Here is a 14,427-nt window from a genome sequence, read left to right as displayed (position 1 = left end):
CATTCGCTACACCGTCACACTATTTAGCCGTGCCCCTGCAGACGGATGTCGCGCGACGATGCGCCGACGTACACCGAGCTGCCCGGCACATAGAGCCAACGGTTGCTCGTCGTATCCCACACGCTCTGCATGCGCTGCGTCACGACAACGTGCACACGACGCGATTCGCCCGGGTTCAGACCCACCTTGTCCCAGCCGACGAGACGCCGCGGCGGTTCACCCTGATACGGCACGCCGAGGTACACCTGCGGCACTTCCGCACCGGCGACGCGGCCATCGTTACGCACGTCGAACGACACGTCGATCAGGCCGCCCGGCAGATGCTGAACCGACAGACCCGAGTAGGCGAAGTGCGTGTACGACAGGCCATAGCCAAACTCGAACATCGGCGTAATGTTCTGCGAGTCGTACCAGCGATAGCCCATATCGAGCTTCTCGGCGTACACCGGGTTCGCCGCAAACGCGCCATTCGTGCCCCACGTCGGCGTATCCTGGTCGCGCACCGGGAACGTGACGGGCAGCTTGCCGGAAGGATTGACCTTGCCGAACAGCACATTCGCAATCGCATTGCCGCCGCCTTCGCCCGGATACCATGCTTCGATGATCGCCGACACGCTATCCTTCCACGGCATCAGCACCGGGTTGCCGCTTTCGACGACGACGATCGTGTGCGGATTGGCCGCCGCAACCGCTTCGACGAGTGCATCCTGGTTGGTCGGATTCGCGAGGCCCAGGCTCGGCAGATCGCCGATATCCTCACCGGCCGGCTGCGCGACCACGACGATCGCGACGTCGGAGTTGGCCGCCAGCGTGGCCGCCTGGGTGATCTGCTGCTGCGTGTAGGCGGCAAACGGCGACTGCTGATCGCTGTTGCCGGCGAAGGTCACGGTGGCCTGCGGCGCGAGCGCCTTGATCGCCGACACGATCGGCGTATTCAGCTTCAGCCACGGGTTGGTCCACCAGCTGCAGCCCGTCTCCGTGCCGAACGTCAAGCCGCCGCAACCGGCGAACGCGCCCGTCACCGGATCGCGCGTGTTGCCTGAACCGCCGCCCGTCAGCACCGCCGCGTCGGCATGGCCGCCGATCACCGCGATACGCGACAGCGAACCAGCGGCGAGCGGCAACTGATTGCTGGCGTTCTTCAGCAGTACCATCGACTGCTCTTCGACCGACTGCGTGAAGGCTCTCGCGGCCGAGAAGTCGATGGTCGCGCCACCCTTCGGCGGATCGTCCATCACGCCCGTGCGGATCATCACATACAGCTTGCGCTCGACCATGTCGTCGAGGCGCGCGGTCGACACCGAGCCGTTCGCGATCGCCTGTTTGACCAGCGTGGGCGTCAGATAGACGGTCGAACCGACGTCTTCCTCCTCGTCGAGACCCGCATTGATCGCCGGTGCCGTGCTATGCGTCGCGCCCCAGTCCGACTGCACCTGACCTTCGAAGTGCCAGTCGTTCTTCAGCACGTCGTTGAGAATGTGCGGGTTCTCGCAGGCCTGGATGCCGTTGACCTCGTTGTAGCTGCACATCACGCTGCCGGGCTGCGCGCGGCGCGCGGCGATTTCGAACGGCAGCAGATAGAGCTCGCGCATCGTGCGCTCGTCGATCTGGCTATTGCCGCCGCCGCGGTTATGTTCCTGCTCGTTGCCCATGTAGTGCTTGATCGTCGCGATGACCTTCTGGCTTTGCGTGCCGTCGGTGCGCTCGGCGAGCATCTCGCCGGCAAGCACCGGATCTTCGCCGAGATACTCGAAGAGCCGGCCACCGCGTGGCTCACGCGCGAGGTTGGTGCCACCGCCGAGCCCCATGCCGAAGCCCTGCTGACGCAACTGGATCGCGATCTGCTTGCCGAAGTTCCACGACAGCGCGCGGTCCCAGCTCGCCGCTACCGCGAGCGTCGCCGGGAAGGTCGTCGATGGCTGGTTGGTGCTGCCCGAACCCGTGGCCGAGTCGACCATGTTCAGGTCGGGAATGCCGAGACGCGGCACGCCCTGAATGTAGCCCGCGCCGCCGCCCGGCACGGCGGACATCGCGTACTCCGAGTGAATGAACTGCAGCTTTTCGTCGATCGTCATCTTGTTGACGAGCGTTTCCGCGCGCCGATGCGCCGCTGCCGACGCGAACGCGTTCAGCACCGTCGACATGGGCGCGAAGTCGAGACCAGGAGTGGGAATTTCCGCGTGCGCAGCGGCGCTCACGGCCGCCGCTATCGCGACGGCCGGCCATAGTTTCTTCTGCATAGGTGTCTCTCCGAAATTGTGCTTTTCTGGGGCAACGGAGCGCGTCGGGGGGTGGGAAGCGGACGCGAAAACAGGCATGCAGCGATGACTGCAAACGTTTGCCTGTGGGAAGAAGAATCGGCGCAACTGGATGGGCTGTAGCGACTCTTCGTGGTGAGTAATGTAGGAATGTAGTCTCACTACAGCATCGGTATTTATACCAATACGTGTAATTTTATGCGTAATGGGGCGTAAGGCTTTTCCGCCACAGGCTAATTGAAAGTTAGCGAATCAAAACGAATAAAGAGTCGGCAATTTTGTGGGGGTTTTTATTCAAATTGGTGAGTGGGCATTTGCGCATTGACAACAAAAAAGCCGTCGTCTAGTTTACTGGAAACTGCATCCCTTAAACTGGATTACATGGACATCAACGCCCAGATCGCGCGCCGGATCAAAGAACTGCGCGACGCTCAAAATTGGTCGCTCGATGCACTGGCCGAGCGCAGCAAAGTCAGCCGCTCGAATATCTCGCTGATCGAGCGCGCTCAGAGCAGCCCTACCGCGACCGTGCTCGACAAACTCGCGACCGCGTTGAACGTGCCGCTCGCGTCGCTATTCGAGCAGGATGGCGCGCCGGCTGCCGAGCCATCGCCGGTCAGTCGCGCGACCGAGCAGGCGGTGTGGACCGATCCGAGCTCGGGGTATGTGCGACGTCATCTGTCGCCGACCGCGCGCTCGGCGATCCAGTTGGTCGAGGTCAACTTTCCCGCCGGTCAGCGCGTCAGTTACGAAACCGGCGCGCGCGACGCGGACATTCATCAACAGGTGTGGATGCTCGACGGGTCGATGGAAATCACGATCGGCGACACCAGTTGGCGGCTCAAGACCGGCGACTGCCTGGCAATGCGGCTCGACAGCCCGATCGTGTTCCGTAACCCCACTCGCAAACGCGCGCGCTATCTCGTCGCGCTGACCACATCGCCAGTCAACGAACGGAGAAACGGATGAGCGATAACGTGACCATACGGCGCGTCGGCGCGAACGAAGCTTCGGCCTGCGTCGAAGCGCTCGCCGACGTGCTGATCGACTGCGTGGAAGGCGGAGCATCGGTCAGCTTCATGCTGCCGATCTCGCGTAACACGGCGCTCGCGTTCTGGCGCAACGTCGTGGAGAGCGTCGCGCGTGGCGAGCGCGTAGTGCTGATCGCCGAAGATCACAGCGGCGATATCGTGGGCACCGTGCAGCTGATTACCGCGCAACCCGAAAATCAGCCACATCGCGCCGACGTAGCGAAGATGCTCGTGCACAGAAAAGCACGCCGGCGCGGCGTAGCGCACGCTCTGATGCGCGAACTCGATCGCATCGCGCGGGAAGAGAAGAAATCGGTTCTCGTGCTCGACACCGTGACCGGCGGCGATGCCGAACGGCTTTATCAGCGCGCCGGCTGGCTACGCGTCGGCAGCGTGCCGAATTGCGCGCTGATGCCCGACGGCGCGTTTTGCGCGACGACGTTCTATTGCAAACAGCTTTGACTGCGCCGGCCCTCCGCTCCGTGCAAGTATTTGAAAATTTCAACTACTTGCCTATAATGCCTGCACTGCGTATGACGGTCGACAGCGGAGCAATTTCTTGTACTCGGACTTCCTGACTTTCAGGCTCGACCTGACCAGCGCGTTGCTGATCAACCGCGCGAATATGGTCTACCGCGAGCGCTGGGATCTCGACGTGCGTGCGTTGCGCGTGCTGCGCCTCGTCTGCGCGGAGCCCGACATCACGCCCAAATCCGTTTCACAGCGCGCGCTGATCGAAAAAACGCTGCTTTCCAAAGTCCTCGCCGAGCTTGAAACGCGCGGCCTGATCACGCGCAACATGCATGCGTCGGACCGTCGTAGCATCGCGTTACGCGCCACCGCGCACGGCCTCGAGGTCGCGCAGGCGTCCGAAGCGGTGGGCACCGAGCTCGAGGTCGAGCTGGCGAAGGCGCTCAGCGCGAACGAACGCAAAACGCTCGAACGTCTGCTTGGCAAGCTTTCGCACAGCCTGCTCGAAAGCGAGTCCGCAAGCGCGCCGCCTGCGCAATCCTGACAGACGGTCCGCATTCCACCGCCTTCCTTCCCTGGCGTTCATGGCAACAAGGAGCCCTCCATGTCGAAGCTGATCGAAACGATGTCGAGCGCGATCGACGCGCTGCTGCCTGAACTCGAAGCGATCTACAAAGACCTGCACGCGCACCCCGAACTGTCGATGCAGGAGGTGCGCACCGCGGGCATCGTCGCGGACTACGTGGAAAAGCTCGGTTACGAGGTGACGCGCAACGTCGGCGTGACGGGCGTCGTTGCGTTGCTGCGCAACGGCGACGGTCCCACCGTGATGCTGCGCGCCGACATGGACGCGCTGCCGATGGCCGAAGCGACCGGCCTGCCCTATGCGAGCACGGTGAGGGCGAAAGACGAAGACGGGCTCGAAGTCGGCGTCGCGCATTCGTGCGGCCACGACATGCACGTCACGTGGCTGCTCGGCGTCGCGCGTCTGATGGCAGGGCATCGCGACGCATGGCGCGGCACGCTGATGGCCGTGTTCCAGCCCGGTGAGGAAGTCGGCCGCGGCGCGCGCAGCATGCTCGACGACGGCATGACCACGCGCTTTCCGAAGCCCGACGTGATTCTCGGCCAGCACGTGATGGTCGGCGCGGCGGGCTCGGTCGGCTATCGCAGCGGCACGATCCTGTCGGCCGGCGACAGCATCAAGATCAAGCTGTTCGGGCGCGGCGCGCACGGCTCGCAGCCGCAGACGTCGATCGATCCCGTGATCATGGCAGCGTCGACGACCTTGCGTCTGCAAACCATCGTGTCGCGCGAAATCGCGCCGAGCGACAGCGCCGTGCTGACCATCGGTTCGCTGCAAGCCGGCACGAAAGAGAACATCATCCCCGACGACGCGACGCTGAAGCTCAACATGCGCACTTACGACGATGACGTGCGCGAGTACATGCTCGGCGCGATCCGCCGCATCTGCTGCGCCGAATGCGTGGCGTCGAACGCGCCGCGCGAGCCAGAATTCACGACACTATCGAGCTACCCGCTGACGATCAACGACGCGGCCACGACCGAGCGTGTGCGCAACGCGTTCGAGGCGCAGTTCGGCGAGCGCGCGTACGAATCGCCGCCGGCCGCCGCAAGCGAAGACTTCAGCGTGTTCGGCCGCGAATGGAACGTGCCGTACTCGTTCTGGTTCGTCGGCGGCACCGAGCCCGAAGTGTTCCGCCAGGCGCTCGCCGCGAAAAAACTCAACGAAATTCCGAGCAATCACTCGCCGAAATTCGCACCTGTGCTCGACCCGACCCTGCGCACCGGCCTCGAAGCCATGCTGTGCGCGGCCGGTGCCTGGCTCGATCAACACGAAACCACTCAGTGAATTCACACGCCGTCTACACCATTCTCGACCTGATCGGCACCTTCGTGTTCGCGATCAGCGGCGCGGTGGCCGCGCGTCAACGACGGCTCGACCTGCTCGGCATCGTCGTGATCGCCTTCATGGTCGCGTGCGGCGGCGGCATCGTGCGCGACCTGTGCATCGGCGCGATCCCGCCTGCGGGGCTGTCGAACTGGCGCTATCTGGCGACCGCGCTCGCCGCGTCGGCCGTGACGATTCTCGCGTATCCGCAGGTGCGCCGGCTGCGCCAGCCGGTGCTGTTCTTCGATGCGATCGGGCTCGGTCTGTTCGCGGTGTCGGGCGCGCAGAAAGCGCTCACGTATGGCCACAATGCCGAACTCGCGATTCTGCTCGGCATCGTCAGCGCGGTCGGTGGCGGCGTGATGCGCGACGTCGTGCTCTCGCGCGTACCCGCGATTCTCGAACGCGAGATCTATGCGTCGGCCGCGCTGTTAGGCGCGGCGGTGCAAGTCGGTTTTTCGTACGCGGGCTGGACGGACTGGTGGACGCCGTGGTTCGCGACATTGGCTTGCGTGTTGGCGCGGCTCGCGTCGCTGCGCTATGGCTGGCGGCTGCCGATCTTCCAAGGCAGACGCACGGCCGAGACACGCGACAACTCATAACGAGCCCTTCGCGCTTCAGCTCGCGGTTTGCGGAATCGGCACCGCCGCCGCGCCACGTTGTCTCGTGCGTTCCACCGGCTCTCTCCGTTCATTCCCCATGTCGATCCGCTCGCGACGAAGTGCGTGGTCATGTGCCACCCGCCATGCTCGGCGGCAGATCGCGATAGATATGAATCATCGCGGGCCCCATCAGCACGACGAACAGCGCCGGAAAAATGCAGAACATCAACGGAAACAGCAACTTCAGCGCGATCTTCGCGGCCCGCTCCTCGGCGCGCATCCGGCGGCGCGCGCGCAGCGTATCGGACAGCTTGCGGGCGGGCCGCCCGCGCTCGGCATCGCGCTAGTCGTGTGCGTGGTGCCGCCGCTCACGTTCGTCGCGCATCGGTGCTGGACGTATCGCTAAATACGAAGCACGCACAAGGCGACTCACGTCGCGCGCAACGTCTTCTGACACGCCGCGAGTACCGCGCCGGCCGCTAGCAGCAGCGCCGAATACACGAGCCCGCGCGCGAGCCCGGCGCCATCCGACACCCAGCCGATCACGACCGGCCCGACGATCTGCCCGAACGCGAACACAATCGTGAAGGCGCTGATGCCCTTCGCCCAGTGGCTCGCGGGCAGATTGTGGCGCACGAACGCGGTCGTCGACGCGACCGCCGACAGGAACGTCGCGCCGAACAGCGCGCCCGAAACGAACGCGACCCACGGCTGCGTGAAGAGCGCGGGCAGCAGCGTCGCGATCGCCAGCAGCGCGTTGAGCAGGGCGAGCGCCTGGCCGCCGCGCATGCGATCGAGCAGCGTCGACCAGATCCGCGCCGACACCACGGTCGCCGCGCCGAGCAGTAGATAGAAACCGGTGACGACCGCCGCGCTCATGCCGGCGTTGCGCAGCAGCGCGACGATGAACGTCATGTAGCCGATATAGCCGACGCCGAACAGCCCGTAGCCCGCGAGCGCGGCCGCGAAGTGCGGCCAGCCCGTGGCGGGGGTGGCGCCGGCTGCATGCGCCGCAGCCGCCGCGCTCGTGTACGCGCGCTCGATTCTGCGCGACGCGCCGATCGCGACCGCGGCGAACACCGCGCAGGCCGCCGCGAGCGCGAACCATGCGAATTGCCAGCCGTGGGCGGCATCAAGGATCGTCACCGGCACCAGCACCGACGACGCAACGATCCCCCAGCCGGTACCGCCGTAATACAGACCGAGCACGAGTCCCGCGTCGCGCGGTCGCGCCGACGCGAGCCGCGCCGCAAGCACGCCGCCGCCGATGAAGATCGCCGCGCTGCTCGCACCGGTGATCACGCGCAGCGTCAGCAGCGCATGCGTGCTGGCGGTGAGGCCGCTGCCGGCCATCAGCAGCGCGGTCAGCACGCAACCGGCCGCGAACAGCGCGCCGGCCGACCAGCGGCGCGCGAGGCGCGGAAACACGAGCGCGCCGAGCAGATAGCCGAGCGCGTTGGCGGTGTTCATCGCGCCGGCCTGCGCGAAGCTCCAGCCGAGGTCGAGTTTCATCGACGGCAACAGCAGCGCGTACGCGAAGCGCGCGAAGCCGAGCGCTGTCGCGCTGCCGAGCGATAGCGCGGCGGCCAGCAGCAGGGTCGGCACACGTTCGGCGGTGGTCGTTGATGGGGCGTGCGATGCGGTGTCGGCGGAACGGGAGGACATGGGCGGACGGACGTAAACGGGAACGCTGCGAGCCGATTCTACCTGGAGCGACGACGAAAGTCGCGGAATGTGCGCGCCTTACCCGCCCGCCCCTTCCGGCTCATGCGGCATGAGCCGCGCCTTCGCGTGGCGCATCTTTTCCAGCGTCTCGGGCCCGGCCTTCAGCGCGACGCCGATCGCGAGCGCATCCATGATGCACAGATGCACGAGCCGCGACACGCCCGGCGTGTTCGGATCGATCGGGCTCGCCACGCGCAGCAGCAGCGGAATATCGGCGAGCCATGCGAGTCGCGAGCCGACGTTGGTCAGCGCGATCGTCGTCGCGCCGCGCTCCTTCGCGATCTGGATGCTTTCATTCACTTCGACGCTGCGCCCCGAATGCGAGATCGCAAACGCGACGTCGCCCGGCTCCATCAGACCCGCATATAGACGCTGCAAATGACCATCGGTAAACGCGGCCGCCGCGATGTCGATGCGCAAAAAACGCAGCGCCGCGTCCTGCGCGACGAGCCCCGAGCCTGAGCCCACGCCGAAGAAAAACACGCGCCGGGCGCTCGAAAGCGCCGCGATCGCGCTTTCGACCACGGCAGGATCGAGCGCGCCGCGCGCATGCGTGATGCCGTCGATCGCCGCTTCGCCGACCTTGTCCATCAAGGTCTGCACGTCGTCGTCGCGCGCGACCGCGGTCGATGCATACGGCAGCCCGCCCGCGACGCTCTGCGCGAGCTGCATCTTGAAGTCGCGCAGACCGTGCGCACCGATCGCGCGGCAAAAACGCGTGACGGAAGGCTCGGACACGTCGGCGCGCTGCGCGAGTTCGGTGATGCTCGCGCGCATCGCGAAGTCGACGTCGGCGAGCACCATCTCGGCGACCTTGCGCTCGGCGGGCCGCAGACTCGCGAGTGCGTTGCGGATGTGGGGAATCAAGTTCGGTGCGGACACCCGGTGTTCCTTAGGGGCTGTTTCATATGGATCCGCGTCGCTCGCAGCTTGTTCGGCTTGAATCGGCCTGATCAAAGTTCAAGCCGCACGCGGTTCAGACCAGCCTGCGTCCACTCTCCGTATCGAACAGATGGATGTGTTCGGCCGGCAGACGCAGCGCGACACGCTGACCGGGCTCGATCTTCGAGCGCTCGCGCGTGGTCACGCACCACGAAGCGCCGCCTATTTTCCCGTACAGGTGCGTTTCGGCGCCAGTTGGCTCGATCACTTCGACGTCGAGCGCGGCATCCGGTATCTGCGTCGTGATCTCGACGTGCTCGGGCCGCACGCCGAGCGTGGCCTTCGCACCGACCACGGCCGACGCAGGCGTGCGTTCGAGCGCGACCTCGCTGCCGTCCGCGAGCTTCAACGCGAGGCCCGCACCCTGCGTGCGATTGACGATCACGCCCTCGGCGAAATTCATCGACGGCGAGCCGAGGAAGCTAGCGACGAACAGATTCGCCGGCCGGTCATAGAGTTCGAGCGGACGGCCGATCTGCTCGATACGTCCCGCGTTCATCACGACGATGCGATCGGCCATCGTCATCGCTTCGATCTGATCGTGGGTGACGTAGATCACCGTGTTCTTCAAGCGCTGATGCAGGGCCTTGATTTCGGTGCGCATCTGCACGCGCAGCTTTGCGTCGAGATTCGACAGCGGTTCGTCGAACAGGAACAGCGACGGCTCGCGCACCACCGCGCGGCCCATCGCCACGCGTTGCCGCTGACCGCCCGACAGTGCGCGCGGCAAGCGGTCCAGATAGTCACCGAGGTTCAGCATCTTCGCGGCCGCATCGATGCGCGGCTTGAATTTCTCCGAGGATTCCTTGCGGATTCTCGGACCGAACGCGATGTTTTCATACACCGACAGATGCGGATACAGCGCGTAGCTCTGGAACACCATCGAGATGTTGCGCTGCTGCGGCGCGAGCGTATTCGCGCGCGTGCCGCCGATCATCAGATCGCCGCCGCTGATTTCCTCGAGCCCGGCCACCATCCGCATCAGCGTGCTCTTGCCGCAGCCCGACGGACCAACCAGCACGACGAACTCGCCGTCGTCGATGTCGAGATCGATGCCGTGCACGACCTGGGTGTCGCCATAGCGTTTGAAGATGCCGCTCAGTTGCACTGCTGCCATGCTGTCCTCATTGTCTTGCTGTGTGTTGTATTGCCGATGTTGTATTGCCGGTGCCGTAGTGCACGCGCCGCGCGCGGCTCAGAACGACTCGAGCGTCAGCTCCTGCGCCATCAGGCGGTTGCCCGCCATCAAGCCGCCGTCGACCGGCAACGCGACGCCGGTGATCACGCGCGCTTGCGGCGATGCGAGGAACAGCACCGCATCGGCGATGTCGTCGGGCGTCGCGAAGTCGCGCAACGGGTACCACTTCTTCAGTTCCTCGAACACCTGAGGATTCTTGTCGACACGCGCCTGCCACGCCTGCGTCTTCACAGTGCCCGGACAGACGATGTTCGCGCGAATGCCAAAGCGGCCCAGTTCGATCGCGAGCGCCTTCGTATAGCTGATCAGGCCGGCCTTCGCGGCGCTATATGCCGGATGACCGAGCGCGGCGAGACCGTTCACCGAGCCGATCAGCACGAGCGCGCCGCGCTGCCGTTCGATCATCGACGCGCGCACCGCCTCCACCGTGTGATACGTGCCGTTCAGATTCAGATGGATGTCGCGCTGCCAGCTTGCGGCGTCGGTGCTCGCGAGCGACGCGCCGAGCGCCGCGCCCGCGTTCGCGACCAGCACGTCGACCGGTCCACGCTGCGCGACCGCCGCAGACACCGCGTGCTGCACCGCAGCGGCGTCGCCGAGATCGACCGCGACCGGCACGACCTGGTCCGCGCCCTGTTGCGCGCCCCGTTGCGCGCCCCGTTGCGCGCCGAGTCGCGCGCTCAACGATTGCAGCGCGGTCGCGTCGATGTCGAGCGCGAGCACGGTGTCACCCGCCTCGACGAAGCGTTCGCATAACACGCTGCCAATACCGCCGCATGCGCCCGTTACCAATACGACACGATCCATGTGTTCCTCGCTCGTTGGCCTGGCCGTTTCGGCCGTCTTGCCGGCGCCGTCCGCCACCCGGCTCGCGCTACGCGCAACGCTGTAAATTTCCTACATATCCCACCCGCGACGACTGCCGGCCATCCCGAAGAGTGGGTTTCCATCCCCGTCGCGCCGTGCAGAATACCCCATGCTTTACAGCATCTTATGCACAAAACAGCCCGAGAAAAAATATCGCAGACCCTACGTGACAAGCTATTTTGCGTCATGTAGGATTTTTTCAAACAATTTACCCAAGGCGGCCGGCGACGGCAGCAAACCACCCACAGGAGAGAGAAAAATGTCGTTGCATGCCCGTGCTTCCCTCGCGCTCGGCAAAGTCGCCGTGGCGCTCGCGTTTGCAGGTATCGCCGTCTCGGCCCATGCCGAGACGGTCCGCGTGACGGTCGCTCACTACAGCGACGCGACCGCGCCGTACTTCGAGAAAATGGCCCGCAACTTTGAGAAGGCCAATCCCGGCACGACCATCAAGATCGAAGACGTGAACTGGGACACGCTGCAACAGAAGCTGCAAACGGACATCTCCGGCGGCGCCAACGCGGACCTCGCGATCGTCGGCACGCGCTGGCTCCTCGACTTCGTGAAGGACGACGTCGCCGAGCCGCTCGACGGCTATATGGACGCGAACTTCAAGGCCCGCTTCATCGGTCCGTTCCTGGCGCCTGGCCAGATCAACGGCAAGACCTACGGGCTGCCGATCGCCGCTTCCGCCCGCGCGCTGTACTACAACAAGGATCTGCTCGCGAAGGTCGGCTACCCCGACGGCCCGAAGACCTGGAACGAGGTGATCGATGCATCGAAGAAGCTGAAGGCGCAAGGCATCGCCGGCTTCGGTCTGCAAGGCAAGGAAATCGAAACCGACGTCTACTTTTACTACGCGCTGTGGACGATGGGCGGCGACGTGGTCGGCAAGGACGGCAAGGCCGCGTTCAATTCGCCGGCGGGCGTGAAGGCCGCGACGATGTACAAGCAGATGATCGACCAGGGACTCACGCAACCGGGCGTCACCGGCTATAGCCGCGAAGACGTGCAGAACCTGTTCAAGCAGGGCCGCGTCGCGATGGTGATCTCCGCGCCGTTCCTCGCCAAGCAGATCAAGAAGGAAGCGCCGAACCTGAAGTACGGCATCGATCCGCTGCCGATGGGCACGACGCACGCCACCTACGCGGTCACCGACTCGATCGTGATGTTCAAGAACTCGAAGGTAAAGAAGACCGCGTGGAAGTTCCTCGACTATCTGTTCACGAAGGAACCGCGCGTCGAGTTCACGACGACCGAAGGCTTCCTGCCGACCACGAAGGCCGAAGCGGCGGACCCGGCGTTCAACGATCCGGACATCAAGGCATTCGTCGCGCTGCTGCCCACGGCTCACTTCGCGCCGACCGTGACCGGCTGGGAAGACACCGCGAAGGCCGTGACCGACGCGATGCAGGCGATCTACCTGAACAAGGCGCAACCGGCGGAAGCGTTGAATGCGGCCGCTGCGCAGGCGAACAAGTCGCTCGGTCACTGATACGCGGCTTTTGACAGTAACGAGACGAACAGGGGACGCGCGGCGCCGTAGCTCACGCGCCGCGCGTTGCGCCGCGCCACTCCCACATTCGAGCCTATGCAGCACGATGCACCCTCCGGCCCATTCCGTCGTGCCCGCCGCCAGAGAGCGGGCGCGTCTTACGATCGAGCACGCATGAGCCGTTCCGTTTCTTCGCGCGCGCAGGCGCCCTGGTTGCTGATTGCGCCGAGCCTCGTGCTCGCGCTGTTCATCATCAGCTATCCGATTTTCAACATCGTGTGGCAATCGCTGCATGAGGTATCGCGCTTCGGCGCGATCCGCGACTTCACCGGCGCGCAGAACTTCATCAACGTGTTTCAGGACCCGGTGTTTCTCGATTCGGTACGCCGTACGATCATCTGGACCGTGTGCGTGGTGGGCGGCACGGTGCTGATCTCGGTACCTGTCGCACTGATTCTGAATCAGGACTTTCACGGCCGCGGCGTGGCGCGCACGATCGTGATGCTGCCGTGGTCCGTCTCTTTGACGATGACCGCCGTCGTCTGGCGCTGGGCCTTCAACGACGACTACGGCATGGTCAATGTCACGCTGCAGCGGCTCGGCCTGATCGGCGGGCCGATTCACTGGCTCGCGACGCCCGAGTTCGCGTTCCCCGTCGAAATCGCGGTCGGCATTCTAGTGTCGATTCCGTTCACGGTGACGATTTTTCTTGGCGGCCTGTCTTCGGTGCCAAGCGATATCTACGAAGCCGCGCGTATCGACGGCGCGAGCGCCTGGCAGCAGTTCCGTCAATTGACGATGCCGCTGCTGCGCCCGTTCATCAACATGGCGATCCTGCTGAACGTGATCTACGTGTTCAACTCGTTTCCGATCATCTGGGTGATGACGCAAGGCGGCCCCGACAACAGCACGCACATCCTCGTCACTTACCTGTACGAACTCGGCTTCCGGCTCGGACGTCCCGGCGAAGCGGCAGCCGTTTCGCTGATCATGCTCGTGATGCTGTTCGTGTTCTCGATCGCTTATCTACGTCTGCAACGCGCGAAAGAAGGAGTGCCATCATGAGTCTGAGCGCGAAGACGAAACGCTCGCTGTGGTGCTGGATCGCACTGACGCCGCTCGTGATCGTCATACTGTTTCCGTTCGCGGTGATGTTCTTCACCGCGGTCAAACCGGCCTCGGAGATCTTCGTCTATCCGGCGCGCTGGCTGCCGGTGCAGTGGCAGTGGCGCAATTTCATCGACATGTGGGACGCGGCCAACTTCGGCGTCGCGCTGCGCAACAGCACGATCATCAGTTTCCTGTCCACCGCGCTCGCACTCGCGGTGTGCCTGCCCGCCGCTTACGCGCTCGCGCGCTTCCCATTTCGCGGACGCGGCCTGTATCGGCAGTTCCTGCTCGTCACGCAGATGCTGTCGCCGATCCTGCTGGTGGTCGGCCTATTCCGGCTCGCGGCGATGATTCCGTGGGGCGACGGCAACCTGGTCGATTCGAGGATCGGCGTGATCGTATCGTACGCGGCGTTCAATATCGCGTTCGCGGTGTGGATGCTGTCGTCGTACTTTCAGACCGTGCCGCAGGATCTCGAGGAATCCGCGTGGCTCGAAGGCTGCAGCCGCACGCGCGCGGTGTTCAAGGTGTTTCTGCCGCTCGCGGTGCCGGCGATCGTCGTGACCGCCATCTTCACGTTCATCAATGCGTGGAACGAGTTCGCGGTCGTCTATACGCTGATCCGCTCGCCGGAAAACAAGACGCTGACCGTGCAGGTGACCGATATGGTCGCGGGCAAGTACGTGGTCGAATGGCATCTGGTGATGGCCGCGACCTTGTGCGCGACGTTGCCGGTTTCGATCGTGTTTGCGTGGTTGCAGCGTTATATGGTGAAGGGGCTCGCGCTCGGCGCGGTGAAGTGAGTGACTGCGCGGCGCG

The 14,427-nt window shown here is 64.6% G+C and carries 13 protein-coding genes and 1 pseudogene; 8 read left to right on the top strand and 6 right to left on the bottom strand.

Going from position 1 to position 14,427, the window contains the following annotated elements; translation table 11 throughout:
* Positions 1 to 23: 23 nt before the first annotated feature.
* Positions 24 to 2,240: a beta-glucosidase gene (locus OKW27_RS09725; RefSeq protein ID WP_429333337.1), complete on the bottom strand. Its 2,217-nt coding sequence runs from the start codon at positions 2,238 to 2,240 to the stop codon at positions 24 to 26.
* A gap of 399 nt (positions 2,241 to 2,639) precedes the next feature.
* On the opposite strand from OKW27_RS09725, the gene OKW27_RS09720 reads away from it, so the two are divergent.
* The 5 genes from OKW27_RS09720 (at position 2,640) to OKW27_RS09700 (ending at position 6,274) form a co-directional block, all read left to right on the top strand.
* Complete coding sequence (locus OKW27_RS09720) at positions 2,640 to 3,227, top strand: helix-turn-helix domain-containing protein (protein ID WP_429333336.1); 588 nt, start codon at positions 2,640 to 2,642, stop codon at positions 3,225 to 3,227.
* Positions 3,224 to 3,751 (top strand): N-acetyltransferase family protein, encoded by a 528-nt coding sequence (locus OKW27_RS09715; RefSeq protein WP_429333335.1) that lies wholly within the window; start codon positions 3,224 to 3,226, stop codon positions 3,749 to 3,751. The genes OKW27_RS09720 and OKW27_RS09715 overlap by 4 nt, the downstream gene beginning before the upstream one ends.
* Before the next feature lie 97 nt (positions 3,752 to 3,848).
* Positions 3,849 to 4,304 (top strand): MarR family winged helix-turn-helix transcriptional regulator, encoded by a 456-nt coding sequence (locus OKW27_RS09710; protein WP_184024455.1) that lies wholly within the window; start codon positions 3,849 to 3,851, stop codon positions 4,302 to 4,304.
* A 60-nt stretch (positions 4,305 to 4,364) separates the two neighbouring features.
* Positions 4,365 to 5,633, top strand: coding sequence for a M20 family metallopeptidase (locus OKW27_RS09705; protein ID WP_429333334.1), 1,269 nt, complete (start codon positions 4,365 to 4,367; stop codon positions 5,631 to 5,633).
* Positions 5,630 to 6,274, top strand: a complete 645-nt coding sequence (locus OKW27_RS09700) for a trimeric intracellular cation channel family protein (protein WP_090807629.1) — start codon at positions 5,630 to 5,632, stop codon at positions 6,272 to 6,274. The genes OKW27_RS09705 and OKW27_RS09700 overlap by 4 nt, the downstream gene beginning before the upstream one ends.
* A 127-nt stretch (positions 6,275 to 6,401) precedes the next feature.
* On the opposite strand, the pseudogene OKW27_RS09695 reads toward OKW27_RS09700, so the two are convergent.
* The 5 genes and pseudogenes from OKW27_RS09695 to OKW27_RS09675 form a co-directional block, all read right to left on the bottom strand.
* Positions 6,402 to 6,602: pseudogene (locus OKW27_RS09695) on the bottom strand (type II secretion system F family protein); the annotation flags it as partial.
* Between the two features lie 101 nt (positions 6,603 to 6,703).
* Positions 6,704 to 7,939, bottom strand: a complete 1,236-nt coding sequence (locus OKW27_RS09690; protein ID WP_429333333.1) for a YbfB/YjiJ family MFS transporter — start codon at positions 7,937 to 7,939, stop codon at positions 6,704 to 6,706.
* Between the two features lie 78 nt (positions 7,940 to 8,017).
* Positions 8,018 to 8,881, bottom strand: coding sequence for a MurR/RpiR family transcriptional regulator (locus OKW27_RS09685; RefSeq protein ID WP_429333332.1), 864 nt, complete (start codon positions 8,879 to 8,881; stop codon positions 8,018 to 8,020).
* Positions 8,882 to 8,975: 94 nt separating this feature from the next.
* The gene (locus OKW27_RS09680) at positions 8,976 to 10,058 is read right to left on the bottom strand and encodes an ABC transporter ATP-binding protein (RefSeq protein WP_090807635.1); all 1,083 of its coding nucleotides are present in this window, start codon (positions 10,056 to 10,058) and stop codon (positions 8,976 to 8,978) included.
* A gap of 78 nt (positions 10,059 to 10,136) precedes the next feature.
* A complete protein-coding gene (locus OKW27_RS09675) occupies positions 10,137 to 10,946 on the bottom strand; it encodes an SDR family oxidoreductase (RefSeq protein WP_429333331.1) in 810 nt (269 codons plus the stop codon).
* 319 nt (positions 10,947 to 11,265) lie between these two features.
* Here OKW27_RS09675 and OKW27_RS09670 point away from each other — a divergent pair, with 319 nt between their 5' ends.
* The 3 genes from OKW27_RS09670 (at position 11,266) to OKW27_RS09660 (ending at position 14,411) form a co-directional block, all read left to right on the top strand.
* Positions 11,266 to 12,498, top strand: coding sequence for an ABC transporter substrate-binding protein (locus OKW27_RS09670; RefSeq protein WP_429333330.1), 1,233 nt, complete (start codon positions 11,266 to 11,268; stop codon positions 12,496 to 12,498).
* Positions 12,499 to 12,672: 174 nt separating this feature from the next.
* A complete protein-coding gene (locus OKW27_RS09665) occupies positions 12,673 to 13,563 on the top strand; it encodes a carbohydrate ABC transporter permease (protein ID WP_090807639.1) in 891 nt (296 codons plus the stop codon).
* Positions 13,560 to 14,411, top strand: coding sequence for a carbohydrate ABC transporter permease (locus OKW27_RS09660; protein ID WP_090807642.1), 852 nt, complete (start codon positions 13,560 to 13,562; stop codon positions 14,409 to 14,411). The genes OKW27_RS09665 and OKW27_RS09660 overlap by 4 nt, the downstream gene beginning before the upstream one ends.
* Positions 14,412 to 14,427 lie beyond the last annotated feature (16 nt).

Origin of the sequence: Paraburkholderia sp. 35.1, assembly GCF_050436525.1 — a bacterium.
GTDB classification, from domain to species: Bacteria; Pseudomonadota; Gammaproteobacteria; order Burkholderiales; family Burkholderiaceae; genus Paraburkholderia; species Paraburkholderia tuberum.
Note: the sequence above shows the minus strand (reverse complement) of the source record. Positions and strands in the feature narration are given on the sequence as shown.

Coding starts and splice junctions, on each gene's coding strand:
- OKW27_RS09725 (WP_429333337.1), bottom strand. CDS start 2,240: ATGCAGAAGAAACTATGGCCGGCCGTCGCGATAGCGGCGGCCGTGAGC.
- OKW27_RS09720 (WP_429333336.1), top strand. CDS start 2,640: ATGGACATCAACGCCCAGATCGCGCGCCGGATCAAAGAACTGCGCGAC.
- OKW27_RS09715 (WP_429333335.1), top strand. CDS start 3,224: ATGAGCGATAACGTGACCATACGGCGCGTCGGCGCGAACGAAGCTTCG.
- OKW27_RS09705 (WP_429333334.1), top strand. CDS start 4,365: ATGTCGAAGCTGATCGAAACGATGTCGAGCGCGATCGACGCGCTGCTG.
- OKW27_RS09690 (WP_429333333.1), bottom strand. CDS start 7,939: ATGTCCTCCCGTTCCGCCGACACCGCATCGCACGCCCCATCAACGACC.
- OKW27_RS09680 (WP_090807635.1), bottom strand. CDS start 10,058: ATGGCAGCAGTGCAACTGAGCGGCATCTTCAAACGCTATGGCGACACC.
- OKW27_RS09675 (WP_429333331.1), bottom strand. CDS start 10,946: ATGGATCGTGTCGTATTGGTAACGGGCGCATGCGGCGGTATTGGCAGC.
- OKW27_RS09670 (WP_429333330.1), top strand. CDS start 11,266: ATGTCGTTGCATGCCCGTGCTTCCCTCGCGCTCGGCAAAGTCGCCGTG.
- OKW27_RS09665 (WP_090807639.1), top strand. CDS start 12,673: ATGAGCCGTTCCGTTTCTTCGCGCGCGCAGGCGCCCTGGTTGCTGATT.
- OKW27_RS09660 (WP_090807642.1), top strand. CDS start 13,560: ATGAGTCTGAGCGCGAAGACGAAACGCTCGCTGTGGTGCTGGATCGCA.